Source organism: Streptomyces sp. KL116D (assembly GCF_030766975.1).
Taxonomy (GTDB): Bacteria; Actinomycetota; Actinomycetes; order Streptomycetales; family Streptomycetaceae; genus Streptomyces; species Streptomyces longispororuber_A.
Genome location: NZ_JASERH010000070.1, coordinates 40,980 through 64,590, shown reverse-complemented (window position 1 = coordinate 64,590; position 23,611 = coordinate 40,980). Strand labels below are relative to the sequence as shown.

Annotated in this window: 21 protein-coding genes and 6 pseudogenes; 4 read left to right on the top strand and 23 right to left on the bottom strand. The window is 71.7% G+C overall.

Features of this window, described 5'->3' with window-relative positions; translation table 11 throughout:
* Positions 1-93: 93 nt before the first annotated feature.
* Positions 94-480 carry a hypothetical protein gene (locus RBJ77_RS29135; RefSeq protein ID WP_372347721.1) on the bottom strand — a complete coding sequence of 129 codons (387 nt, stop codon included), beginning with the start codon at positions 478-480 and terminating at the stop codon, positions 94-96.
* Between the two features lie 65 nt (positions 481-545).
* Positions 546-1,744 (bottom strand): annotated as a pseudogene (locus RBJ77_RS29130) (2-oxoacid:acceptor oxidoreductase family protein).
* A 326-nt stretch (positions 1,745-2,070) separates the two neighbouring features.
* Here RBJ77_RS29130 and RBJ77_RS29125 point away from each other — a divergent pair.
* On the top strand, positions 2,071-2,595 hold the full coding sequence (locus RBJ77_RS29125; protein ID WP_372347720.1) for a hypothetical protein: 525 nt from the start codon (positions 2,071-2,073) through the stop codon (positions 2,593-2,595).
* A gap of 71 nt (positions 2,596-2,666) precedes the next feature.
* Here RBJ77_RS29125 and RBJ77_RS29120 read toward each other — a convergent pair.
* The 3 genes and pseudogenes from RBJ77_RS29120 to RBJ77_RS29110 form a co-directional block, all read right to left on the bottom strand.
* Positions 2,667-3,238, bottom strand: a pseudogene (locus tag RBJ77_RS29120) (DNA-binding response regulator).
* 343 nt (positions 3,239-3,581) lie between these two features.
* On the bottom strand, positions 3,582-3,752 hold the full coding sequence (locus RBJ77_RS29115; protein WP_372347719.1) for a hypothetical protein: 171 nt from the start codon (positions 3,750-3,752) through the stop codon (positions 3,582-3,584).
* 1,155 nt (positions 3,753-4,907) lie between these two features.
* Positions 4,908-5,051, bottom strand: coding sequence for a hypothetical protein (locus RBJ77_RS29110; RefSeq protein ID WP_372347718.1), 144 nt, complete (start codon positions 5,049-5,051; stop codon positions 4,908-4,910).
* 2,497 nt (positions 5,052-7,548) lie between these two features.
* Between RBJ77_RS29110 and RBJ77_RS29105 the strand changes: the two genes are divergently transcribed.
* On the top strand, positions 7,549-7,698 hold the full coding sequence (locus RBJ77_RS29105; protein WP_372347717.1) for a hypothetical protein: 150 nt from the start codon (positions 7,549-7,551) through the stop codon (positions 7,696-7,698).
* 43 nt (positions 7,699-7,741) lie between these two features.
* Here RBJ77_RS29105 and RBJ77_RS29100 read toward each other — a convergent pair whose 3' ends face one another.
* The 18 genes and pseudogenes from RBJ77_RS29100 to RBJ77_RS29015 form a co-directional block, all read right to left on the bottom strand.
* The gene (locus tag RBJ77_RS29100; protein ID WP_372347716.1) at positions 7,742-7,972 is read right to left on the bottom strand and encodes a hypothetical protein; all 231 of its coding nucleotides are present in this window, start codon (positions 7,970-7,972) and stop codon (positions 7,742-7,744) included.
* 1,141 nt (positions 7,973-9,113) lie between these two features.
* The gene (locus RBJ77_RS29095; protein ID WP_372347715.1) at positions 9,114-9,254 is read right to left on the bottom strand and encodes a hypothetical protein; all 141 of its coding nucleotides are present in this window, start codon (positions 9,252-9,254) and stop codon (positions 9,114-9,116) included.
* A 69-nt stretch (positions 9,255-9,323) separates the two neighbouring features.
* Positions 9,324-9,872, bottom strand: coding sequence for a hypothetical protein (locus RBJ77_RS29090; protein ID WP_372347714.1), 549 nt, complete (start codon positions 9,870-9,872; stop codon positions 9,324-9,326).
* A 541-nt stretch (positions 9,873-10,413) separates the two neighbouring features.
* Positions 10,414-11,268: a hypothetical protein gene (locus RBJ77_RS29085; RefSeq protein ID WP_372347713.1), complete on the bottom strand. Its 855-nt coding sequence runs from the start codon at positions 11,266-11,268 to the stop codon at positions 10,414-10,416.
* Positions 11,269-11,626: 358 nt separating this feature from the next.
* Positions 11,627-11,926 (bottom strand): cyclopropane-fatty-acyl-phospholipid synthase family protein, encoded by a 300-nt coding sequence (locus RBJ77_RS29080; RefSeq protein WP_372347712.1) that lies wholly within the window; start codon positions 11,924-11,926, stop codon positions 11,627-11,629.
* A 173-nt stretch (positions 11,927-12,099) separates the two neighbouring features.
* Positions 12,100-12,483 (bottom strand): annotated as a pseudogene (locus RBJ77_RS29075) (3-oxoacyl-[acyl-carrier-protein] synthase III C-terminal domain-containing protein); the annotation flags it as partial.
* Between the two features lie 1,207 nt (positions 12,484-13,690).
* Positions 13,691-13,894 carry a hypothetical protein gene (locus tag RBJ77_RS29070; protein WP_372347750.1) on the bottom strand — a complete coding sequence of 68 codons (204 nt, stop codon included), beginning with the start codon at positions 13,892-13,894 and terminating at the stop codon, positions 13,691-13,693.
* A gap of 136 nt (positions 13,895-14,030) precedes the next feature.
* Positions 14,031-14,687, bottom strand: a pseudogene (locus tag RBJ77_RS29065) (class I SAM-dependent methyltransferase); the annotation flags it as partial.
* Positions 14,688-14,727: 40 nt separating this feature from the next.
* The gene (locus RBJ77_RS29060) at positions 14,728-15,141 is read right to left on the bottom strand and encodes a hypothetical protein (protein ID WP_372347711.1); all 414 of its coding nucleotides are present in this window, start codon (positions 15,139-15,141) and stop codon (positions 14,728-14,730) included.
* Positions 15,116-15,409, bottom strand: coding sequence for a hypothetical protein (locus RBJ77_RS29055; protein WP_372347749.1), 294 nt, complete (start codon positions 15,407-15,409; stop codon positions 15,116-15,118). The genes RBJ77_RS29060 and RBJ77_RS29055 overlap by 26 nt, the downstream gene beginning before the upstream one ends.
* A gap of 521 nt (positions 15,410-15,930) precedes the next feature.
* A pseudogene (locus tag RBJ77_RS29050) lies at positions 15,931-15,987 on the bottom strand (hypothetical protein); the annotation flags it as partial.
* 5 nt (positions 15,988-15,992) lie between these two features.
* Complete coding sequence (locus tag RBJ77_RS29045) at positions 15,993-16,757, bottom strand: hypothetical protein (protein ID WP_372347710.1); 765 nt, start codon at positions 16,755-16,757, stop codon at positions 15,993-15,995.
* A gap of 207 nt (positions 16,758-16,964) precedes the next feature.
* Positions 16,965-17,228, bottom strand: a complete 264-nt coding sequence (locus RBJ77_RS29040; RefSeq protein ID WP_372347709.1) for a hypothetical protein — start codon at positions 17,226-17,228, stop codon at positions 16,965-16,967.
* Positions 17,229-17,925: 697 nt separating this feature from the next.
* Positions 17,926-18,387 carry a thioesterase II family protein gene (locus RBJ77_RS29035; protein ID WP_372347708.1) on the bottom strand — a complete coding sequence of 154 codons (462 nt, stop codon included), beginning with the start codon at positions 18,385-18,387 and terminating at the stop codon, positions 17,926-17,928.
* A gap of 364 nt (positions 18,388-18,751) precedes the next feature.
* Positions 18,752-19,096 carry a DUF2568 domain-containing protein gene (locus RBJ77_RS29030; RefSeq protein WP_372347707.1) on the bottom strand — a complete coding sequence of 115 codons (345 nt, stop codon included), beginning with the start codon at positions 19,094-19,096 and terminating at the stop codon, positions 18,752-18,754.
* Positions 19,097-19,149: 53 nt separating this feature from the next.
* Complete coding sequence (locus RBJ77_RS29025; protein WP_372347706.1) at positions 19,150-19,359, bottom strand: hypothetical protein; 210 nt, start codon at positions 19,357-19,359, stop codon at positions 19,150-19,152.
* A 1,422-nt stretch (positions 19,360-20,781) separates the two neighbouring features.
* Positions 20,782-21,498 (bottom strand): hypothetical protein, encoded by a 717-nt coding sequence (locus RBJ77_RS29020; RefSeq protein WP_372347743.1) that lies wholly within the window; start codon positions 21,496-21,498, stop codon positions 20,782-20,784.
* Positions 21,499-21,622: 124 nt separating this feature from the next.
* Positions 21,623-21,712, bottom strand: a pseudogene (locus RBJ77_RS29015) (hypothetical protein); the annotation flags it as partial.
* Positions 21,713-22,166: 454 nt separating this feature from the next.
* Here RBJ77_RS29015 and RBJ77_RS29010 point away from each other — a divergent pair.
* Both RBJ77_RS29010 and RBJ77_RS29005 read left to right on the top strand, forming a co-directional pair.
* Positions 22,167-22,712 (top strand): DegT/DnrJ/EryC1/StrS family aminotransferase, encoded by a 546-nt coding sequence (locus RBJ77_RS29010; RefSeq protein WP_372347705.1) that lies wholly within the window; start codon positions 22,167-22,169, stop codon positions 22,710-22,712.
* Positions 22,604-23,347 carry a DegT/DnrJ/EryC1/StrS family aminotransferase gene (locus tag RBJ77_RS29005; protein ID WP_372347742.1) on the top strand — a complete coding sequence of 248 codons (744 nt, stop codon included), beginning with the start codon at positions 22,604-22,606 and terminating at the stop codon, positions 23,345-23,347. Before RBJ77_RS29010 ends, RBJ77_RS29005 begins: the two co-directional genes overlap by 109 nt.
* Positions 23,348-23,611: the final 264 nt, after the last annotated feature.

Below are 23,611 nucleotides of genomic sequence, written 5' to 3'. Positions count from 1 at the left end.
CGGCATTCCGTTGACCTGGGCTGTGAGCTCGGGCGTCGACCAGGTACTTCGCGCGGATGAGGGTGGCGAGCTGGCCGAGGTTCATCTCGGGGATCACCACCTTGTCGTAGCGCTTGAGAACCTCGCCGAGGTTCTTCGGGAACGGTTGAGGTGGCGCAGGTGGGCCTGCGCGATGGTGTCGCCGGCGGCGCGCAGTCGGCGGACGGCGGCGGTGATGGGGCCGTAGGTCGAACCCCAGCCCAGGACCAGGGTGGTGGCCCGGCCGGTGGGGTCGTCGACGTCGATGTCGGCGACGTCGATGCCGTCGATCTTGGCCTGGCGGGTGCGGACCATGAAGTCGTGGTTGGCCGGGTCGTAGGAGATGTTGCCCGTGCCGTCCTGCTTCTCGATGCCGCCGATGCGGTGCTCCAGGCCCGGGGTGCCGGGGATGGCCCAGGGCCGGGCGAGGGTCTTCGGGTCCCGCTTGTAGGGCCAGAACACCTCGGTGCCGTCGTCCAGCCGTGTGGTTGAGCCTGGTGGTGAACTGCACGCGCAGATCCGGGAGTTCACCCACCACCGGAGATGCGCCAGGGCTCGCTGCCGTTGGCGAGGTAGCCGTCGGACAACAAGAACACCGGGGTGCGGTAGGTGACGGCGATGCGGGCGGCTTCCAGGGCGGCGTCGAAGCAGTCGGCGGGAGTGCAGGGGGCGACGATCGGTACCGGGGCTTCGCCGTTGCGGCCGTACATGGCCTGCAGGAGGTCGGCCTGTTCGGTCTTGGTGGGCAGGCCGGTGGAGGGGCCGCCGCGCTGGATGTCGACCACCAGCAGCGGCAGTTCCAGCGACACGGCCAGGCCGATGGTCTCGACTTCAGGGCCACGCCGGGGCCGGAGGTGGTGGTGACCGCGAGGCTGCCGCCGAACGCGGCGCCCAGGGCGGCGCCGATGCCGGCGATCTCGTCCTCGGCCTGGAAGGTGCGCACGCCGAAGTTCTTGTGCCGGGACAGTTCGTGGAGGATGTCCGAGGCCGGGGTGATGGGGTAGGAGCCGAGGTAGAGGGGCAGGTCGGCCTGGCGGGAGGCGGCGATCAGTCCGTAGGACAGGGCCAGGTTCCCGGAGATGTTGCGGTAGGTGCCGGTGGGGAACGCGGTGGCGGCGGGGGCGACCTCGTAGGAGACGGCGAAGTCCTCGGTGGTCTCGCCGAAGTTCCAGCCGGCGTGGAAGGCGGCCAGGTTGGCCTTCATGATCTCGGGTTTGCGGGCGAACTTCTGCTTCAGGAAGCGTTCGGTGCCCTGGGTGGGCCGGTGGTACATCCAGGACAGCAGGCCCAGGGCGAACATGTTCTGGAGCGTTCGGCCTCCTTGCGGGACAGGTCGAACTCCTTGAGCGCCTCCACGGTCAGCGTGGTCAGCGGGACGGGGTGGACCTGGTAGCCGTCCAGCGAGCCGTCCTCCAGCGGGCGCGCGTGCGTAGCCGACCTTGGCCATCGCGCGTTTGGTGAACTCGTCGGTGTTCCCGATGACTTCGGCGCCGCGCGGCACGTCGGCGATGTTCGCCTTCAGCGCGGCGGGGTTCATCGCGACCAGCACGTTGGGCGCGTCGCCGGGGGTGAGGATGTCGTGGTCGGCGAAGTGCAGCTGGAAGGAGGAGACGCCGGGCAGGGTGCCGGCGGGGGCGCGGATCTCGGCCGGGAAGTTCGGCAGGGTCGACAGATCGTTGCCGAACGAGGCCGTCTCCGAGGTGAACCGGTCCCCGGTGAGCTGCATACCGTCACCGGAATCGCCCGCGAACCGGATGATCACCCGGTCCAGACGCCTCACTCTGGCCGGACCGGGCTGCTGCCGCACCGGCGGGCTGTCTGCTGTCTGCACGGTCATGGCGGAACCGTAGGAAGCGCCCCTTGCGACCGGCAAAAGCCGGGCCGCCGACGAGGGACGCCGCACCGCACGGACATGAGAAGTTCATGGGGGACGAATGACGATCTGTCTGTCGGGGGCACGGCGACTCGGTGAGAATCGGGCCCCGACGAGAGGGGATGACATGTCGCGGGTCGTCGAGGGCCGCGCGCTCCATCTGGTCGTTGCACGAGGACGTGACCGTCGAACAGGGCGACACGGACGACGAGTTGGTACTGCGCAGCCGGTTCGGCACCGAGCGGATCAGCGCGCCCACACCCGTGGTGCGCGAGGCGCTCCGGAGGATGCAGCTCGGTCCCGTCCTGCTGGCCAACATCAGCACGGGCCGGCTGCCGGCCGACAGGACGGGCGGGGGGCCGGGCCGCGTACACCTGGTGCTGTGGCCGATGCTGCGCCGGCTGTCCCACCTGATCGTGCGCACCCTGAGCCTGGAGGACCTGAAGGGGCCGCTGCTGTCCGTCATCACGACCCGGCAGGGTGCCGGGTTCACGCCCGTCGGAGTGTCCGCGCAGCGGCTGAGTCCGGCTGATGAGCGACGTGTCGATGACCCTGGAGTCGGCGGGCCTCGCGCTGCGGTCCGCCGGGTCGGCGCACTGGGTGCAGCTGCACAGGCCGGAGGCCGTCTGGGTCGTCGGCCTGCTGGCCTGGCCGGTCACCCCGTCCCGGGCCGCGGCGATCCCTGCCGCTGCCGCCGGAGGTGACCGAGGCCGTCCTCAGCTATCTGATCGCCGCGGGGATGACGGAGGACTGCTGACCGCTGGCGTCGGCCTCTTCACAGCAGCCAGCCGGACTCTCTGCGCGATCAGGACGGCGTCAGGCGGTTGCGGGCGTTGAGCTTGGTGGTGATGTTCGTCAGGTAGTTGCGGACCGTGCCGGTGGACAGGTGGAGCTTGTCGGCGATCTCCGAGGGCTCGGCCCCCGAGGCGAGCCGCGGGACCTCGGTCTCCGCTCGTCAGCGGGCTCGTCCGCCCGCCCCAGGCCGCCACCGCCAGCTGCGGGTCGACCACGCGCATGCCCGCGCCCACCCGCCGTACCGCGGAGGCCAGTTCGGCCGGCAGGGGGCGTCCCTTGAGGAGGTAGCCGTCCACCTTGGCGGCCATCGCCCGCAGCAGGGTGCCGGGACGGCCCATGCTGGTCAGGATGAGGACACGGCACTCGGCAGTTCCTCCCACGGGTTCGCGGAGGCCGTCGGTCCGTCGGTGCCGGGCAGGTCGATGTCGATGACCGCCACGTCGGGGCGGTGCCGCAGTGCCTCGGGGACGATGTCGTCCCCGTTCTCCACCTCACACACGATCTCGATGTCGTGCTCAGATTCAGCAAGGCCACGAGTGCGCCACGCACCATGTGCATGTCCTCGGCCAGCGGTACACGAATCAACGTGCCGCCCCCGTTTCGTCCCCCGGCCCAGCTTTCCGTGGGCCCCGAACGGCGGGGACTCTACCAACAGAACGCCAGTACGAGTATGGAAAGTTCAGGGTTCCAACACCGGCGCGCCGGGCGTGCTCACGCGGCGGGTTGTCGCGGGGCGACGGCCCGTACCTCGAAGAGCCGTCCGCCAGGACGTGAGGAGCTGAGCGTGCCGCCGATCTCGCGCACACCCGCAGGGCGAGGTTCTCCAGGCCGCTGCCGCCGTGCCGGGACGGCGCCGTCGGCTCGTCCGGCACGCCGTCGTTGACCACGGTGAGGGTCATCTCGTCGCGCTCGGCGGTGAGTTCATGGCGCAGCAGGTCGCCTTGCTGTGCCGCAGGACGTTCGTCACGGCCTCCCCGAGCACCGCGGCGAGGACGCTCTCCACCTGGCGGTCGGCCGGTCCCGCCACCACGCGCAGCTGCACCTCCACGTCGGCGGCGTGCAGCACCGACTCCGCCGAGGTGACCTCCCTGGTCGAGCGACATGTCGCGGAAGCCGCTCGCGACCCGTCGCACGTCGGCGAGCGACTGGCGGGAGATGGACAGGGATGTCGGTCACCTCCTGCGTGGCCTCTGCTCGGGGTGGGCCGGGATCAGCCCGGTGCACGAGCTCACTCTCTTCAGGGTGATCGCAGACGGGCTGAATCCGAGCAGGTCGTGCAGGTCCCGGGCGAACCTGAGCCGCTCCCGCACCACCGCGAGCCGGGCCCAGCTCGCCGTGGGCGTCGGCCAGTTCCTGGATCACCTCGCTGAGCCGCGACAGCGCGTAGACCACCAGACCGGTCAGCAGCGTGGACTGACAGCAGATAGATCGAGTCGACGATCCCTGGCCGGCCAGGAGCGGCGGCAGAACATGCTCAGGCCGGTGGCGGCGAACAGCGTCCAGGCGGCCCGGGACGGCAGCAGGAGCAGCAGCGAACCGGCGAAGAACCCGCCCAGCGCGCCCCCATTGCGCGTGGTACACGAACAACGGCAGGGTAGGTGAGCGAGGGAGTTGGGCGCCCCAGGGTGAGCGCGCGCGCGGCCTGCGTGCGGCCCATAAGGAGGAGTGCCGCAGCTGGATGAGGAAGACCACGACCAGCCCGGCGACGGCACCGGCCCGGCCGGTGGGGCTCAGGGTTCGTGCTGAACACGTTTCAGCGCCGTGATGGACGTGCAGCACAGCGGGGCCACGCGCAGGGATGACCCGGGCCAGCCGCGGCCCGGGCAGGGCGAGGCCGGACCGGGTTCCTGTCGCGGAGTGCCTATCGACGCGTCCGCCAGACGCTCACGCAGTCCCATGACCCATGCCCCGTCCCCCGACGTATATCGGCCTTCATGGACTCCTGCTCCGACCGGAGCGAGTTTGTCTCAGATCTATGGGACTGGCGTGAAGACTGTGGGTGACTTGTGTTGACAGAATGTTGACCGAGTGGCCGGGTTGCTCTTGAGGGCGGGGTGCGAGAGTCACCTGCTTTCAGGGGCTTCTACACGACACAGCGGGACAGGGTTCGCAGGTCGGCGCAGTCCGTCGGCCCGGGCCAGCCTCGCCGAGCTCCACCGGCACGTCGAAGAAGCCGCCGGTGCCCAGCCTGCGCCCAGAAGTGCGCGCAGGCCGGGCACGATCACCTGGAGCACGGGCAGTTCCAGATCCGGCCGGGTCTGGTCGAGAGGACCAGCAGTTCGAGGGCCCCGGGCGCGCGCAGATCGTGCACCGCGGTGATGTCGTCCAGGAGGAGATCAGTACGTGAGCAGTAGGCCCAACTCACGGGAACCTTCGGCGGTTGAGCGGATCTACGTCAGGTACGGCTGGCTGGCGAAGCGTGGCGGTGCGCCACCAGTGGACGGCACGTCGGTCGTCGATCGCGGCCGGGGCCGCCCGGCCGGCGCGGCAGTACTGCCGGCAGCATCTGCCCCATCTCGGTGAGCGCCTGGCGCAGGGCGCACCAGACCGAAGTGGGAAGCGAAGACCACGTCCTGCGGCGTGTCGGTGCCGGCCGAGCGCCGCCACGACGGGGATGCCGAAGTCGGAGGGTGTGAGGCCCAGGCCCACACCTGCGCCCCACCGCGCACCCCTCGCGGATCCGGTCCACCTCGGGTGCGGCGAACGTGCGTCGAGGTCCACGGCGGGCTGGCGGGTGCGGTTGTACACCACAGGGCCACCGCGTCCCGCTCCACCAGCCCAGGAACCCTTGGAGCAAGGGTCCCGGGACTGCTGCCCGCCGCGTTCCTGCTGGGAGTCGCAGGTCAGCCCGTCCTCGGCTGGGCACCGCTGGAGAAGTAGAGCATCGACGTGGCAGCAGCCGGTGCCGCCCGGCCGTCATCATCGACCGGCACCGGGTCCAAAGTCGGTGGCCGCGTCTCGTCGAACGGCCGCGGCACGTACTGGAAGTGCGGAGCCCTGCGTGCACGCCGTCGCCAGTAAACGCGCAGCTGCTGCTCCGCCGTGAGCTGGCAGGCGTTGGTGCAGGGCGTCCATGCCGAGCGCGCGGCAGCACGTCCCGGATCGCGCGGCTCGTCGCCCCGCCGCGCTGCACCGCTGTGCCTGCGTTCCGCACTGCCTCGCCCAGGGCACTGACCTGCGCCTCGGTCGGGTCGAGCTTGCCTCCGCTCAGCACCCGGCAGGCCGCGCGCGCAGACCGGCCAGATCGTGCGGGCTGAAGGCGAGGTGTGGCCAGACTAGATTAGCTGTCGACAGAAGTCGAGGGTTGCCCGCGCGCGCCGGATTTCCTCTCTTCTCACGATCCCGGTGACGGGGCCCACAGAGATGGTGCCGGCAGCTCCAGCGTCCGCACGATTCCCTCGGCGCGGCCGCTGCCGGGACGCATGGTCTTCGGCCGGCTCTCGACGGGACGAACGGCGCGCACCGGCGCCACCAGGTCGGGGTCGCCGCAGGCTGCGGGCACTGGGGGCGCCGGTGCATCGGGATGGAGCGGACGCCCGCAGCAGCGTGATCCAGCGTGTGCACCAGGCCCCTGCGCCGGATACTCTGCATTCCGCGAAGCCGCTTTGGCGGCTTCCAGGACCGTGAGGTGCACGGCGTGACGGCGCGGCCCGCGGCCGGCGAGGGCGGCCGGCCGCGCAGGCGGCCTCTCGCGCCAAACCAGCAGCGCGCTGCACATTCTATCATCATGGCGTTCCGAGCGACGGTGTCCGCGCAGCCGGTCGGCGGATGCAGGACGGCACGGGCCCTGTCCCGGACGGGAAAGATCGGCCCCACCCACGGGTCGGTGCCGCACACCTTGGGCGGCAGCCAGGCGTCGTTCCGTCGGCGCGGTGCCGCGCGTCGACGTCGGCGAGTTCGAGAAGGTAGTCGTCGCACAGGACGAGGGTGAGTCCCGTCGAGGTGGTGGGGCGGCGCCGGCGGCGGCGACCGAGCGCCCGACTCGCGCACGCGGCGCAATCGGCTCCGCCTCTGATGCTGCGAGGCAGCTCCTCCAACCCGAGGGCGGCGCCCGCCAGTTCGGCCGATGCCCGGTGGCTGCGCCGAGGCCCGCCAGGTCCCGGTACGCCTCGGCTGCATCGGGCCGGCTCTGATCGTCGCCCGGTGCCGGCCGGGATGCCGGCGAACCCAGCAGCCCCGACCGGGTCGGTGCGTCCAGCGACTGCGCCTCTTCGGCGGGCGTCGCCAGGGACGCCTCGCAGCTCGGTCGACGGTGTGCGTGCCGTCGAGCAGGCACGAGGACCTTCCGCTCGTGCGGGCCGCGCAGCGCGGTGACGCCGCGCCGCGAGGCCAGATAGGCGACTTTCGCCGGGAACCACGACCGAGGCTGAGATGACGCTTGAAGCCCTGGCAGCGCAGTGACGGCGTCACGGGCGCCGTCCCGGTTTCTGTGCTCCCCGGCACCGGTCATGCCGCGAACTGTCCGGTGGCGCCGTTCGCCGGGACGGAGATGATGCAGATGCCGAACAGCGCGACGTCACACTGTCCCGCGCCGTCCAGGTCCTCGATCACCAGCGACCGGCTGGCCCCGCGAGCCTGGGTGAGTGTCAGGGTCGAGGTGGTGAGCCGGACGATACTGCGTTGACCATGGAAACCTCTCCCTGAATGTGCCGGGCAGTGAATGTCTGGGCGGTGTGAGGTGCGGACGGAGACTCTCCGTGCGGGGGGCCGCTGTCTCACGGCCAGAATTCTGCGATTACCGGCCGGACGCGGACAGTGCTGCCTTCACCTGTGGGGGGTGACGTTTTTCACATGCGGCCGATGACCGGCCCTAGTGGCCGTTTAGCGCCGCCCCGAGCATCAGGGCTCCGCGCCGCACCGTCGTGTGCGGCTGCCGAGAGGAGCGATGTTCCGCCCTGGGTGTCATCGCCCGCGTCCTGGGCGAGGCGTACAACTGCCTGGTCGCCTACGGGCAGATGTGGCTCTACCTGCCCGACGAGCATCCCCGGTCCACGCTCTCGTACCCGCTTTGAGAGGGTCAGGCCCGCCATTCCGCTGAGCCCGGTCGAGCGGGCCCTAGACCGACAGCTGCGGGACCTGGACAGCCTCGGCTGACGCGCCGCCCCGGCGCATCGCGGCGAACTCCAGCACCTGGTCCGTGAGGATGTCCAGGCGGGCGCGGTGCGCGAGGTCGGCGCAGGCGCCGGACGCGGCGAACTCCGTGCCGGCCGGCACCACGACCCCCATCGGAACGGCCCAGCCGCGCAACGACTGCGCGCAGGTGCGCAGCGCGGCGAGCGCGGGCACGCAGCCGGTACCACCTCTGCTCCACGCCACGCGCTCAGGCAGCGCGAGCTGTCCGTCCAGAGTAGCCGGGCGTCGTCACCGGCCAGCCCCTCGCGTGGTCGAGGGCGTTCTTGAGCAGCGGACATGCCGCCGTGGTACGTCGGACTGGCCAGAAGCAATCCCTTTCGTCCGCGGCGCGCAGCTGACAGCAGCCGCAGCTCGGCGGCGCAGGGGGTTCGTGGTGGTCCGGGCCGTGGGGCGGCAGCACTCAGGTCGGTGCCGCACACCAGGAGTGACCTCGGCCTCAAGCTCCGGCGTGGGCTCGCGCCGCGCACGCCCGCAGCGCGCGGCCGCGGGAGACCGAGCCCGAGCGCAACGAGCCCCCGAGCGCGGCGATACGGATCGGACATGGCAACTCCGTTGGGTCTGAGGTGACTTGAGCTTCTGACGTCTGAGGGCGTCACAGACGGGCGGCCGCGGCCTCGGCCGCCCGGGTCCCGCTGGAGTACGCGGGCGTCCGCGAGCAGACCGGAGGGCCCGACCCAGTCACCCGCCACGAAGACCCCTGATGGCCGGGGACCCGCACGTCGGGACGGCCCGTCAGGCCGCCGGTGCGCCTCGAGCAGGGGCTTCTCGCCATCGCGTGATGCGCGGCAGGGCGCGCTCGTGCACCAGGGCGTCCTGCCAGCCGGGCTGGCACTGGTCGAGCCTGTACAGCCAAGCCAGGACCTCGGTCGCGCCGAGTCCGGCGCCGTCGTCGTATGCGCCAGGTGCAGCACGGCGCCCCCTCAAAGGCCAGCCGCCGTGCGGGAAGACCGATACAGGTACAGCGGCTCGTCGACGCCGAAGACGAGGCGTGCGGCGCGGGTCGGGCAGCCGGGCTCAGCGCCACGTCCAGAGCAGGCGGTGTGCAGGGGCGCGCCAGGCGACCAGGAGCACCTCGTGCCCGGTCGGCCAGACCGAGGAGCCGGCCCCGCCGCGCGCACAGACGGACCGAAGCGAGCACCACCGACCGGGCGCGCACGGATGCCCTTCGGCGGTCACCACCGTGGGCGCGCGCCCACACGACCGCGCACCGGGACCCGGTGCTGCAGCTCGACACCCAGCTCCTCGGCCCGCGCGAGCGCGCGTCGGTCAGGTGCGCCAGCCGCCGTCGACGTGGTCACTCCACACCGCCGCACCTCGGCGAAGTGCGCGACATGCGTCCGCCGATCATGTCGGGGCGCCCGTAACTGCTCATGCGCAGCACCGCGAAGGCGGCCTTCTGCCGGGCCCGCTCGGTGGGCAGCGGTCGCCCAGCCACTCGTGCGTCGGTGCCGGCCAGGTCGGTGCGGCCGCGGGCCAGGCAGCAGCCCGGGCCACCGCGATCCGTTCACGGAGCGGAGAGCCGGTGCGCGCAGGCGGGCCCCGGCCGCCGCGTACCCCGGGGTGCAGCGCCCCGTCCCGCAGGGCCAGCGCCCGCGGAGTGCGGGCGCCCGGCCCGGGACGCGCAGCACGGCCCAGCGCCCGCAGCCGGTCGCGGTGCGGTACAGGGAGCGCGCGGGCCGAGCGGGTGGAAGCCCTGGTGCTCGGTGGTGCGAGCTCGCCCGCCCGGCTCGCCGCCGCCTTCGAGGAGGAGTACCCGGCGTCCGCCGGCGGCGAGGCCAGCCGCACGGCCGCCACCAGGCCGGTCGGGCCTGCCCCGACGACGACGGCGTCGACCCGCTCGTCGACGGCGCTCCGCGCGCTGACCGGTCCCGGGCAGGATGAACGGGAAGCCGTGCCGGTCGAGTTCGCGCGCGAGTCGGTGACCGCCGACACCAGCGCGTCCAGGTCCCTCCGTGCTGTGCGCGCCGCCGGTGAACAGCATCGGCAGGCTGAGCGTGTAGAAGCCGCGCTTGCGCAGCATCAGGGTCAGCAGGAAGAACGCGATGGGGTTCACCGACCCGGCGAACGCCCGGTAGTCGTCGTACGAGTCGTGCTCCAGAGCCGAACGAACCGATGAAGTCGCCGAACCCGACGAGCCGCAGTGGAATGTCCGTCTCGGCGCGGAACGCGGCGAGCCGCTCCTACCGCGGGCGACCTTCGTCGTCTCGGTAGTACGTGTCGCGCTGCTCGTGCAGCACGCCGCAGGCTCGCGTACAGGCGCACAGCGCCAGGTGGTTGCCGGCGTGGGTGGTCTGCACGCAGGTCTTGCGGCCCGATGTCAGCGGCAGCCGGGACGTCTGGCGTGGTCGAGAGCGCGGCCCGGCCGCCGACCGCGGACACGCAGGATGCCGAGTCCGCTGAGGACCTTGCCGTAGCAGTGCACAGGTCGGCCTCGATGCCGAAGTACGCGGCGGCGCCGCCGGGCCCGTAGCGGAATCCGGTGAGCACCTCGTCGAGGACGAACGGCACGCGCAGCGTCCGGCAGCGTTCGGACACCGTCTTCAGGAGCGGGACCGTGTGCTCGACGAACGAGAACGACGAGGACGCCGCCTCGGTCAGCACGCAGGCCAGCTCGTCTTGTGCCGCTCGATCAGCTCCACGGCCCGCACCCCGGGTCGTTGGGCAGCACCAGCAGGTCGCGCGGCTCGGCAGGCCGGCACCCTGGTGAGGGCGGACTGCCGCTCGATGCCGCCGTCCGCGCGTTGCCGGGGAAGGAGCTGGGTCGGGTGGCCGTGGTACCAGAAGGCCGTGGTGTGCATGCCGAGGTCGTGCACGCCGTGCAGCGCGCCCTCGAACTTGGCCACCATCCGGCGGCCGGTGTGCGCCCGGGCCAGCTCGGATGGCGGCCGCGGTCGCGTCGGTGCCCGAGTTGAGGAACGCGAACTTCTCGCAGTGCGGCACGAACTCACCCAGCAGGTCGACGAGTTGGGCCTCGACCGGGGTGCAGTAGCCGTCGCCGGTGGTGGTCGTGAGTGGTCGCGGACGAAGTCCACCACCGGCTGCGAACTGTGCCCGTGCGCAGCGCCTGCGCGCCGAAGCCGAAGGTGACGGTCGGTGGGTGTTCGCCGTCGGCGTCGAGATGCGCTGCCGTGCGCCTCGGTCACCATCAGCGGGAACTGGGGCGAGTGGAAGGGCCAGAAGACGCGTGGCGGCGGCGTCCTGGCGCGCGGCTGCTCGGTCGCCGCGGTCGACGCCTTCTGGCGTTCGGTGAGTTCGCCGAACAGGTCGATCAGCCACGGCTGGGTCAGCAGGTCGGCGACGAGCGACTCGACGGTCGTCGCGGCGGGGCGGAGGGTCGTCATGTCGGTCAGCTCCCGGCCGGCTTGGTGCGCGCAGTACGCCGTAGTGCATGACCGCGCGCTCGCCTGCTTCATCAGCGGCACCGAGTTGAGGAACCGGAAGATGTCCATGCCCGCTGGCGCGGACCAGCTTAGACCACCGAGGTGCCGCGGACACCGGTTTGACGATGTCCGTGGACAGCTTCCAGGTGTCCCACACCTGCTCCGACCAGTCGGCCGTGCGGACGTCGGCCGGGCCCAGCTCGCCCGCGAGCTCCGCGTAGCGCTCCAGCGGCAGGACGTGGGGAGACCACGAAGTCGCGGTAGATGCGGTGCAACAGCCGGTCTCGTCGGCGTCCAGGCTCTCGTCGCGGGCGCACCAGGGTGGCGGCGACCAGGAGCGTGCCGCCCGGCGAGAGACCCGGGTGCACTCGGCGAGGAACGCCTTCTGTCCGGCATCAGCTCGCAGCTCTCCAGCGCCCGCACGACGTCAGGAAGGTGTCGTCGTGGTCGGTGTGCATCGCGTCGAGCAGCCGGAACGTGGTCTGGTCGCGACGCTGGCTCCTCGGCGCGCCTTCGCCTCGGCGCGGCCGATCTGCTCGGCGCTGATGGTGATGCCGTCGACGGTGCAGCCGAGCCGGCTCGCGAGGTGCACCGCGGAGGCGCCGATGCCGCAGCCGGCGTCGAGGACCTGGGCCATCGGCGGCACCGGGCCGAAGGCGATGAGCTCGACCGCGCACCTGGGCGGCGTGCCGCCCGCGGTCGGAGCTCGCCGTCGGGCCAGGCCCACGTGGTGGATGTGCTCGCCCCACAGGTCCCTCGTACAGCTCGATCAGCCCGTCGTAGTGGTCCTTGATGGCGGCATGGAGGTCGGGGGTGGTCCAGCGGGGATCGAGCGCGCTCGTCGTCGTGATCGTCATGGCGGGAAGTCCCTCGGTTCGAGTGTGTCGGGTCGGGGCGGGGTCAGAAGCGGACGAGCGCCGATTCCATGGTCAGTCCGGGGCCAGAAGGCCATGAGCACGCCGTACTCGCCGGGGGCGGGCCGCTCCTGCGCAGGATCCGGTCCAGGATCAGCAGGATCGTGGCGGAGGAGCAGTTGCCGTGCTCGGCGAGGACCGCCCGGGACAGGGGCGGCTGAGTGGGCGTCAGGTCCAGCTTCTCGCCCACGAGTCGATCGATCTTCGCCGCCGTGTGGACGCCCCAGTGCCGTACGTCGCCGACGCCCAGGCCGTGCGGGGCGATCAGCCGCTCGAGCGAACGGGCGATGCTCTCGCCGATGTAGAACGGCACGCACGGGGAGAGCGTCATCCGAACGCCTGGTCCCTCGATGTGCCAGCTCATCGCGTGCGTGGTCTCGGGTGGGTCTCGGTGTGCGTCCCGAGAACACCGGCCCCGGCGTGGCGCCGTCGTCCGCCGCCAGCAGCGTCATCGCGCCCGCGTCGCCGAACAGGGCGTTCACGACGGCCTGTTCGGCGGTGAACTCCGGGCGGTGGTGCACCGAGCAGACCTCGGCGCTGCCGGCCAGCACCAGCTCGTCGGGGCGGGCCGCCAGCGCGTCGAACGCCGTCTTGAGGACGTTGAACGCGGCGTTGCAGCCCATGTGCCCGATGAAGGTGCGCCGCAGGTCGTTGCGAGCCCGAACTCCTTGGCGAGCAGGATGTCGGGGGTCGGCCCCGCGTACCCGGTGCAACTGGCCATCACGAACGAGCCGATCCGGTCGGTGAGCCGGGTCCGCGTCGCCCGCCGCGCCCAGGACGCCGCCCACCGTGCTGCGGCTCATCGCCAGGACGTTCTCCCTCCCAGGCGGCCATCCGCGGCTTTGATCGGCGGATAGCCGTCCGCGTATGCGGTGCGCGGGTCCCAGGCCATGTGCCGGGTGGCACCCCGGAGCCGCGGAAGATCTCCTCGGCCTTCGCCACGTCCCGGTACCTGTCCCGGTAGTACGTCTCGAACGCGTCCCTGCTGCGGGACGACGGTCTCGGGCGCCGCGGTGCGCAGCGAGAGCAGCTTCGCCACCCCGCGGGTCCGGGTGCGGGCGGCCGCCGGGGCCTCGGACACCGTCGTCATGACGCAGCCCCGGCGCCTGACTCGACCCGTTCCTGATGGCGGTGAGGAAGCCCTCGGTGACCTGGTCGTCTGCTGCCGCGCGAACGGCTCGACCAGCGGCAGCACCACGGCGGCGATGTCGACGTCGGCCTCGGACCGCGTGTCGATCTCCAGGAAGGTGGTGCCGGGCTCGGTGCCGGGACCGGTGCGGAACTCGCCCCAGGAACGGAAGCCGTGCGCGCCGACCGGCTCCCAGCTGATCCGGGCCGCGTCGGCGGTGTCGAAGCGGGTGCGGTGGTCGGGAGTGCGGCTGACGCACCGTTGGAGATGGTGGTCAGCACGTAGTGGTAGACGCCGCCGTCCTCGGCCGTGAGGCTTTCCACGCCCGGCATCAGCAGGCCGCAGCCCACGACGTCGAGCAGGAGCGCGCGTACGGCGTCCGGTTCGGCCTTCACCTCGGTGCCGGCGACGCTGGCGGAGCGTATGGAGACCATGGTTGTCCTGTCCTTCACGTGGTGCTTCGTTTGACGGCGTGCCGATGCGAAGGTGGCCGAGACGTCACCGGTAGGGTGAACGCGCCCAGGCGGCGGTGGCGCAGCAGGCCGGGCAGCAGCAGCGGCATGACCGGGCGGGGGCCGAGCCCGCGGGTGTCGGCGAGCCGCAGTCCGACCGAGGCGAGCAGCACGCGCAGCTCGGTGGGCCGGATGAGCATCTTCCAGTTGTGCGTGCCGTGGGCTTGATGATCCCGGGAGGAGCTTCGGCGACGAGGATGAGCAGCAGATAGCTGCGCACCGTCCGGTCTCACCGTGTCGAACAGCAGCACGCCGCCGGGGCAATCTCAGCAGCCGGTCGATCTCGGCGAGCGCCGCTGCCGGCAGGTCGTGGAAGTGCTCCAGGACGTCGGAGGCGACGACCGCGTCGGGCGCAGCTCCGCCGGCAGCTCCGGTCCCGTACGCCGAGCCGACCTGGTACGTCACCTCCGACGCCGGACGCCGCCGCGTGCCTGCGGGCGGCTCCCTCACGGTGCCGGGCGACAGGTCGATGCCGGTGACCCGGTAACCGCGCGAGGCGAGCTCCTCCGCGACGAGCCCGCCGCCGCAGCCCAGGTCGACCACCCGATGGTGTCGGCGGCCCGGCCCGGGTGACGCTCCCTGAGGACGCGGTCGATACCCGGTGCGCGCCGATTCATCTCGCAGCGCGCGCAGCGGACCCTCGGTGTTCCACCAGTCGTCGCCGACCCTTCGTAGTACGCGTTGTCGATCGGCACCAGGTCGGGGTCGAGGGCACCACCGGCGCGGGTCGCCGACGCGGACGGCTGGACGGTATGGACGTCGTAAACCACACCCACCTGGGGTCCTCGACCGGGCTGATGCCGAGGGTCGCCTTGCCGATGGAACTCGCTCGGGACATGTCGTTGCTGAACGGCAGCAGCGGGCCCGCCTTGACGTCCCGCCAGATCTGGTCCGATCCGTGAGCCGTCCGGGATCCCTGGAACCGCCGATCACCTCGAACGCGGTCGCCACGACGTGCTCGGCCTCGGCCCGCCTACAGTGCTGGTGATGTGGTACTTCGATGCAGGTGCTCGGCCACGAACGCCGGCAGGTCCTCGCCCGGGTCCACGTGCCGGGTCGCGTACTGCGAGCAGGGCGTCCATCGTCGCGATCGACGACCGCGCATCCGGGCCACCGCGAACTGGATGCCGGGCAGCCGGGCCAGATCGGACACCGCCGTCGTGGCGGCGCCCTGAGTCCGCTCCGCGCGGCCAGCTCGCTGTAGGCCCGCCTCGGCCAGCCCCAGGAACACCGCCGCGAAGCAGTAGTGCCCCACTGCCGACGCGCCATCACGAACAATAGCGGTCAGCCCGTCGGGGAACACCGGAATCGTCGGCGTCGACCCGCAGGCCGTCCAGCGCTTCAGCGCGAGTGCGACCCCGTCATCGGCAGCGCGAAGCCGCTCCATCGGAAGCGACCACCTCGATGCCCTCGGCGGGCTTCTCTTCCACGAAGAACGCCGCCAGGTTGGAACGGCGGCGCAGGTGCGCGTCGTCGAGCCCCGCGGTCGCCACTCCAGGTGCGTGGGCCGCGTCGAACCCCGTGGCGAAGTGCTTCAGCCCGTCCAGGACGAAACCGTCCGGCACCTGCCGGGCAGTCGTGACGGCTTCCGCACCTGGCTGCCGCTCCGACCCCTCGTCGGTGAACGGCCCCACCACGAACGCCCCGTCGCGCAATCGCGCCGAACATCCGCTCGCGCACGGCCACGCTCAGATCGCTGCGCATCGACCTCGGTCAGGACCGCGTGGATGGCCAGCGCGAACGCCGTCGACCCGCAGCCCCCGGCGATGATCCGCAGCAGCCGCGTGCTCTCTCCAGCGTCGCCTCGAAACCCCCCAGGTCCGCGGGCACGCTGATCGCGGTGGCCCGGGCGTCCACCAGGTCCCGGATGTTCTCGCCGACGAACTGCCGGCCCTGTACGTACTCGCGAGCGCTCCTCGAAACGCCGGGCCAGGGTCCGGGCGCGTCCTGCAACTCGGCCCAGCGCACGGCCCGTTCGGTGCCCCGCACCGGTGGCGGTGGTCATGGCGATCAGCCCTCCCAGCGGGGTTCGGCGAAGACCGGCACTCCGAGCGCGTGCTTGCCCGCCCACTCGGCGGTCACGTCGGAGTTCGGCGGACGAGCAGCCCGGGCCGACCACGTCCCGGTAGGCCCGCTGCAGCGGATGCGCAGTGGACATCAGCGCGGAACCGCCCTGGACCTGCATCGCCAGCGACACCACCTCGTGGGCGAGACGGCACACGCTGTTCTTCATCACGCTCATCTCGATGTAGTGACCCAGCGGATCCTCCGCGATCGCCTGTCGTGATCGGCGCGCACCGACTGGTGCAGGTGCGCCTCCGCGGCCGCGAGCCGGGTACGCATCTCCGCCACCCGGAACTGCACGCCCGGCAGATGGGCGACCGTCCGGTCCAGCACGTGCAGGGTGCGGCCGCGCTGCTCGCGCACCACGGTCTCCAGCGCGCCGCGCGCGATCCCGAGGAACACGGACGCGAAGCTGCACCACGCCCAGTGCACGCCCTGCATGAACATCAGCGGCAGCGCGCCGGGCTGCCCCCACCATGTGGGCGTCCGCGACGAAGAGGTCGTCCAGGAGCAGCGAATGGCTGCCCGTCGCCCGCATGCCCGCCGCGTCCCACTCCGGCCGTGACGCTCACGCCGCGCTCCGGCTTGGGCACCAGGAAGCCGACCGGCTCCGGCAGGCCCCCGGTCATCGGTCCTGGCCGCCGACAGGAACAGCAGGTCGGCCGCCGGGAAACCGGTGAAGAAGCCCTGCGCCCGTTGAGCAGGTAACCGCCCTCGACCGGTTCTGGCCTTCGTGGTGGGATGCCACCAGTTGCCGCCGACCCCGGGCTCGCTGAACCCGCCCGCGATCACCGCGCCGTCGTCGACGATCGCCCGGTAGGCCCGCTCGGCGGCGGGACCACCGATGCCCGCGATCATCGCGATGCCGTGGACGTGCATGTTCACCGCGAACGCGGTGCTCGCACAGCCCGTCGCGAGCGTCTCCTGCGCCCCTGGCACAGCTCCTCACAACTCCGCGCCCCCGCCGCCGTGTTCACGCGGCACCGTCATCGCGGTGTAAAGCCGGAGGGAGACCAGCTCGGCGACGTTCTCTCGTGCGGAAGCTGCCCGCCGCGTCGTGCCTCCGCTGCCCGGCTGCCGAACCGCTCCGCCAGCTCTCGGCCAGCGCGACGAAGTCGGTGCGCGCGGGCGCGTCCTGGGTGATGGTCATCGGGCGCCCCGGCCACCAGCGGCCGCCTCGGGCACGGCCAGCGCCAGATAGCGCACCAGGCTGCCGACGGTGTCGCCCTCCGCCCGGTCGCCATCGCCAGCCAGTCCGAGATCTCCACTCCCGCGTACGTCTCCCCGGATGCGCTCGAAGAGCTCGGCCAGCTCCACCGAGTCCAGACCGAGGTCGCCGGTGAGCCGGCTCCGCTCCGTGATGCGCCGCTGGGCTGTCTCGGGGCGCACGGCGGCGAGTTGTTGCGTCAAGTCGTCATGAAGGCTTGCGCCCGGTCGTCCTGCACATCCGCTCCTGGATATCTGGGGGAGAAAAGTGGGTCGAAACCGCGGGAGAAGCTGGTGGTGCGTCGGCTGGGGTGCCTTTCGGCCATGGTGGTGGCGTCGGCTGTAGCGGCGGCTGTGCGGCCCGCCCTTCCTCCGGCGGGGCTGCCCGCGGGCCCCGGCCGACGGCCCGGCCCCCGCCCGCGATCCGGGCGAGGCCGCTCGACGTTCCAGGAGGCGGGCGACGATGCCCCGGCTCTGACCTCCAGGTCACGGACGAACGCGGAGGCCGGGACCCTCGTTCGCACGTGCGGTCCAGCACCCGTCCCGTGTACGCGTGTCCTGAGGCGTCGCCACCTCCGCCGGTCAGGCGGACAGGGCGCCGGCCAGCACCGGAGCCCCGTCGTACCGACGGATCACGGACGCGAGCTCCCGCAGGAAGGCGTCCTGGTGGGCGCGGATGAAGAAGTGCCCGCCCGGCACCACCGCACCTGCGGCCGCGTCCCGCGTGGCGTCGCCGAGCCACCACCTCGGGCACCGACACGAGCCGGTCCCTTGGCCCCGATGAACAGGTGCAGCGGCACCCGCACGGCCTCCGCGTCCGGTGCGAAGGACGTCGTGCACAGCTGGAGGTCGTCGCGGGCGACGGGCAGCAGCGCCGCCAGGAACTCGGGGTGCCCCAGGATCACCCGGGGATGCCGCCCAACGCGGCGAGACGCCACGATAGCCCTCGTCGCTCGCCCCCGGGTCGGCGATCTTCGGCGCCGGAAGGTGCGGCGCCCGGTACGAACTCAGGCCAGCGCCATGGGCAGCGGTGCATCACGGAGCTGCCGCCGGCGGTCAGCGCGTACGCCACGAGGGCGCCCATGCTGTGCCCGTAGAACACGTGCGGGTGCTCCAGCTCCGCGTCCAGTTGCTCGTCGAGTTCGGCGACGAGCGCGTGCAGGTCGGTGGCAGTGGTCTCGGTCATCCGGCCTTCCCGGCCGGGCAGCTGGACGGGCAGCACCGCGCCCGCCCCGTGCGCGTCGAGGTCGTGCTGCCAGCGCCGGTAGGCCGACGCCCCCGCCGCCCGCGTACGGGAAAGCAGCAGCCGCACCTCGGTCTCGGCGCCGTCCGTCGGGGAGGTGTGGGACGCGTAGCGTGTCATTCCGTTCCGCCTCGGGCTCGTCCGGTTCGTCTGGACGCCCCGCCGGGAACCGCGGCACCGTGGCCGGCGGGAAGGACGGACCGAGGGCGGCGGACGACCGTCCCGGTGTGCGGACGCGCACGGCGCACCTGCCCGACCGGCCGGACATCCCGACGCACGGTGGAGCGGGTCCCGGCAGGCACGCCACGGCATGTGATTGACCGCTAAAGACAGCCAAATCGATCTCACCGCCGGCGGCCGCGCTGTGACGGCACCTCCGGCCGGGCGCCCGTCTTCCGGCGATGCCGCGCACCGCCCGCGCCGGACCTGCGCCGAGCAGGCCGACGGCCCGCCTGCCGCCGCGAACGGGCTCGCCGCCAGGTGCTCAGTGGCTGAGCAGCCAGCCGATGCGGTCGTGGGCGAGCACCTGGTAGATGACCACGATCGCCAGCAGCCAGCGGGCGGCCCGGCGCAGATCCGCGCAGTAGAGCCGCCACCGCGCCGAAGAACACCGCGAGTTCGAGGAGCAGCCGCAGCGGGCCAGGCGTGGACGTCGCTCTCGCCCGAGCAGCGACGGGTCGTCCGGTCGGCGGTGCCCCCCATCCAGCCGACGGCCACCGGCACGAGGGACCACTGCGAGCCAGCGCCACGGCGACGGAACAGTGCGCCAGGCCCAGATGCCGAAGCAGACCAGCGAGGTCATCTCGAGCAGGAAGCGGATGGCGAGCACGACGTCGTTGTTGGCGAGCGCCGAGTCGTGGCACTCACCGGGGGACCTCCGTCTCAGCCGTCTCGGCGGTCCCCGGCAGTGGTCCTGAGGGCTTCCAGCCAGTCTTGCAGGACGGTGCGCAGCTTTGGCACTGGGAAAGTCAGGGCGATGAGCGGGCCGCCGATGGACTCCTCCGACAGCACGTCGGTGGCGTGCCCGCCGTCGACGGTGGTGAGCCGGAAGCGGTGCACCGCCCGGGTGCGGCGAGCACGCCGGTCCAGCACAACTCCTGCAGCGGTTCGACCACGGCCAGCGTCGACCTGATGGGCATCCCGCCCAGCTTCCAGCGGAACTGCTCGTCCGGCACGGTGCCCTTCGGTCCCTGCCGCACGGAGGTGACCCCCGGCACCCAGGAGGGCCAGCCCGGCAGGTCGCAGCAGCCGCCACACGGTGGCCGGGGAGCTGATCCGCACCCGGCTGACGGCGGTCACGGGCGCCCGGTCGTCGATGAGGCCGCCTTTGGCGTAGTGCCGCCGGGAGCTCGTCCAGCGAGGGCCCGCGGTAGAGGACGCGGCCGAGTAAAGAACGTGAGGCGACTGGCGAGGTGGCTCCCAGAGTGCGTGAGTGGAACGGTGTCGTAGGTCAGGAACGGTCGGCCGGCGGGTCGCTAGAACCAGATCCCCGCCGCATCCTTCCCTCGCCCTCCGACTCCCCAGCCCCTGTGGACCGGAGCGTGAGGCCTCCGGCCAAAAGGGCAGCCAAATCCATCGCAGCCCGAGTCCAGCGCGGTCGTCGCGGAGGACGGCATGGTGCAGTCGCTGCAGGCGGCGCGAGGGCTCGATGCCGAGTTCGTCCACCATCGCCGCGCGCAGTCGGCAAAAGGCGTCCAGGCCCTCGCCGAGCGGCAGCAGCGGTACAGGCACGCGATCCAGAGGGGCGTGCAGACCCCTCCCTGGAGGCAGCAGGGGCCGTCATGGCGCTGAGTCCGCCGAGGACCTCGGAGCACCAGTGACACATGCCGGCCGAGGTTGGCCGCGAGCAGGGCGAGCACCTCCGCGTGACGTGGCCGCTAGGGCACGAGGGACCGACCGTGCACCGTCACCACGAGCTGCCCGAGGACACCGATCTCCATCTCCCTTCTCCTCCGCACTGTGCAGGCCTTCTTCAGGCCTCCGCGGCGACAGTCGCACGAGGGCGCCACCACCGACAGGGAAAAGGGAGCACGTGACAGATGCTGAATCCGTGGGGTGCGGCACATGAGATTTTCACGGTCGTGTCCCCTGTCCGGGGTCAGGCCGACCGGACCGGCGCCCTCTTTCCCCGTGCGCGGGGTGCGCACGACCGGCTTTCCCGTCTCTGCGTCCGCCGCGGGCGGGCCGGACCGGGCAGCAGCAGTCCGGCGAGCACCGCGCCCGCCGCGACGATGACCCCGCGGTGACGAAGCCCGCTGTCGCGGCGGCCTCGACGCCGGTGCCGGCGCCGCGGCGCCGACCGTGCCATGCGCGAGGGACGGTGCCGACGACGGCGACTCCGACGGCGTTGCCGAGTTCCATCATGGTGTCGCTGAGGGCTGCCGCGTTGCCCGACCGTTCGGGTGCGACCATGGACAACTGCGTCCGTCGCGGGACCGAGAGCCAGGCCGACGCCCACGCCGAGCAGCGCGAGCCCGGGCAGGACATCTGGGTAGCCGTCGGCCGCCGCGAGTGTCAGGGCGCCGGCCGCGGCGGCCGCCAGACCGGTGGCGACGCGCGCCGCGCGGGCCGGTGCGACGGGCCAGCCACGGGGCGAGGGACGAGCCCGCGCCGACCGCGACCGCGATCGGGGGCGAGCGCGAGACCGGCTTTCAACGGGCCGTACGCCAGGCCGAACTGGAAGGAACTGGGTGAGGGTGAACAGCGTGCCGGCGAGCCCGCTGAAGAGCAGCATGATGCCGGCGCTCGCGCCGAGGAAGGCGGGACGGCGCAGCAGCGCGAAGTCGACCATCGGGCTGGGGTGCCGCCGTTCCCACGCCACGAAGCAGGTGGCGCACACCAGCGCGCCGCCGAACGCACCCAGGACGGCGGCCGATGTCCACCCGTCGCCCGAGGCGTGGATGGCGCCGAACACCAGGCCACCATGACCGCGGAGCCGAGCACCGCGCCCACCGGAGTCCAGCGGCCGGGGCACGGGCGCCGCCGACCGGCAGCAACAGGAGACCCTGCGGCCAGTGACGGCGACCGGCGACTCGGCAGCAGGTTCACCAGGAAGACCGAGCCCCACCAGAAGTGGCTCCACAAGGGCGCTGCCGAACACCGGCCCCACGGCCACCCCAGCGCGGACGCGCTGCCCCAGACGGCCAGGGCGCGCGGCCTCGTGTGCTCGGGGAACACGTCCACCAGGATGGACAGGGTGCCGGGCATGACCAGGGACGCGGCCACGCCCATCACCGCCCGCGCGACGACCAGTTGGGCCGCTCCGTCCGCGGCCAGGGCGAGGAGCGATGCCGACGCCGAACAGCACGACGCCGAGCAGGGTGGCCCGCTTGCGGCCGTACCGGTCGGACAGGGTGCCCGCAGTGAGCAGGCAGGCCGCGAAGACCAGCGAGTAGCCGTCGACGATCCACTGGGCGGTGCCGATGCCGATGTCCAGGTCGTGCATCGCGCTGGGCAGCGCGACGTTGAGCAGCCCGTTGTTGAGGATGATCACGAACAGGGCGAGGAGAGGACCGCGAGCACCGCCCAGCGGCGCGGGTCCGGTGGGCCCGCGAGCCCGGACGTGTGGACATCCTCGTCGTACGTCGACCGCATCGCTGGTCCTCTCCTCGGGCTCACGGGGGCCGGCGCCGGTGCGCGCCCCGACGAGCGTGGCCCCGGCCGCTGAAGTCCCGGTTGTGGAACCCTGTCCCACGCCACCTCGAACAGAACTCCCGAATGCTCACGGCTGAAGAACAGCCGAATTCCGCGATGCGCCGGGACCGGCGCTTTGCCGGACTTTTAGCGCAGCCCCACACGATGGAGCCCCGTCACCGTGTGTTCGTACGGAGCGAACACGTTCGGGAAAACCACTCGAATCGTTCTGACGTCGCTATCAGCCGGATACGCGAAAGGTAGTCATGATCAATCTCTTTCAGCCCCAAGTCGGAGCGGAGGAACTCGCCGCGATTGCCGAGACCTTCGAAGACAAGTGGTTGGGACACGGCCCGCGTACCCAGGCCTTCGAGGCTGCTTTCGCGGAGCACATCGATGTGCCTGCCGAACACGTCGTCTTCATCAACTCGGGCACGTCAGGGCTTTTCCTCGCCCTGGAGTCGCTGGACCTGAAGGACGGCGACGAGGTGGTGCTGCCGTCCCTCAGCTTCGTCGCCGCCGCGAACGCCGTACTCAGCTGTGGCGCCCGACCGGTCTTCTGCGACGTCGACCCCCGGACCCTCAACCCCACGGTCGAGGGACATCGAGCAGGCGCTCACGCCCCGGACCAGGGCAGTGATCGTCCTGCACTACGAGGGGCTCACCCGGTGACATCGTCCGCATCGCGGACCGTTGCCGGGAGCTGGGCGTCACACTCGTCGAGGACGCCGCCTGCGCGGTGGCCTCCCGGGTGGACGGCCGGGCCGTGGGCTCCTTCGGTGACATCGCCATGTGGAGCTTCGACGCCATGAAGGTCCTGGTCACCGGCGACGGCGGAATGATCTACGTCGAGGACCGGGAACGAGCGGTCAGGACCAGGCGGCTGGCCTACCACGGGCTTGCCCAGCCCAGCGGTTTCGGCCACGCGAAAGTCTCCTCCCGCTGGTGGGAGCTGGACATCCCCGAGCCCGGCCGCCGTGTCATCGGCAACGACCTCACCGCCGCGATCGGCGCCGTACAGCTGCGCCGGCTCCCCCGAGTTCGTACGCCGTCGCAGGAGATCTGCGCGCTCTACGACCGTGAACTGGCCGAGGTGCCCGGGGTGCTGCTGCCCCCCGCCCTGCCGGACGGCCACGAGTCCACCCACTACTTCTACTGGGTGCAGACCGACCCCGAGATCCGGGACCAGCTGGCCGGCGACCTCTACCAGGACGGCATCTACACGACCTTCCGCTACGCACCGCTGCACAAGGTCCCCGCCTTCGGCTCCCAGAGCCTTCAGCTGCCTCGCTCGGACTGGGCCGCGGAACGGACCCCTGTGCCCGCCCCTGCATCCCGGGCTGAGCGACGAGGACGTGCGCACGGTCGCGGCAGCCGTGCGCAAGTCTCTCGAGAACCGGCGCCGCACGCTTTCATGAAGCGGACTTTCCGACGGGTGGCCAGGTAAGCGAGAAGTGGCCGCAGGGAATTGCGGGGTGGCCGCACAGCGCAGTGAACCTTTAGAACCGGCCTGCACTCTGCTGGCGAACGGCAGCTGTCGGCGTCGCACCGACAATCTCGAGGAAGGTCAGCGATGCGCATTCTTTTCAACGTCTTTCCGGCATCGTCGCACGTATATCCAATCGCCCCACTGGCATGGGCACTGCAGAGCGCCGGTCACGAAGTCGTGATGGCCACCACCGAGGCCGGTCTCGACCCGAAGTTGTTCACG

Excerpts from the sequence above, each read along its gene's own strand:
- RBJ77_RS29085 (WP_372347713.1), bottom strand. The coding sequence starts at position 11,268 with ATGGACATCTTCCGGTTCCTCAACTCGGTGCCGCTGATGAAGCAGGCG.
- RBJ77_RS29070 (WP_372347750.1), bottom strand. The coding sequence starts at position 13,894 with ATGCTCATCCGGCCCACCGAGCTGCGCGTGCTGCTCGCCTCGGTCGGA.
- RBJ77_RS29060 (WP_372347711.1), bottom strand. The coding sequence starts at position 15,141 with ATGGAGCGGCTTCGCGCTGCCGATGACGGGGTCGCACTCGCGCTGAAG.
- RBJ77_RS29035 (WP_372347708.1), bottom strand. The coding sequence starts at position 18,387 with ATGACACGCTACGCGTCCCACACCTCCCCGACGGACGGCGCCGAGACC.
- RBJ77_RS29020 (WP_372347743.1), bottom strand. The coding sequence starts at position 21,498 with ATGGGCGTGGCCGCGTCCCTGGTCATGCCCGGCACCCTGTCCATCCTG.
- RBJ77_RS29010 (WP_372347705.1), top strand. The coding sequence starts at position 22,167 with ATGATCAATCTCTTTCAGCCCCAAGTCGGAGCGGAGGAACTCGCCGCG.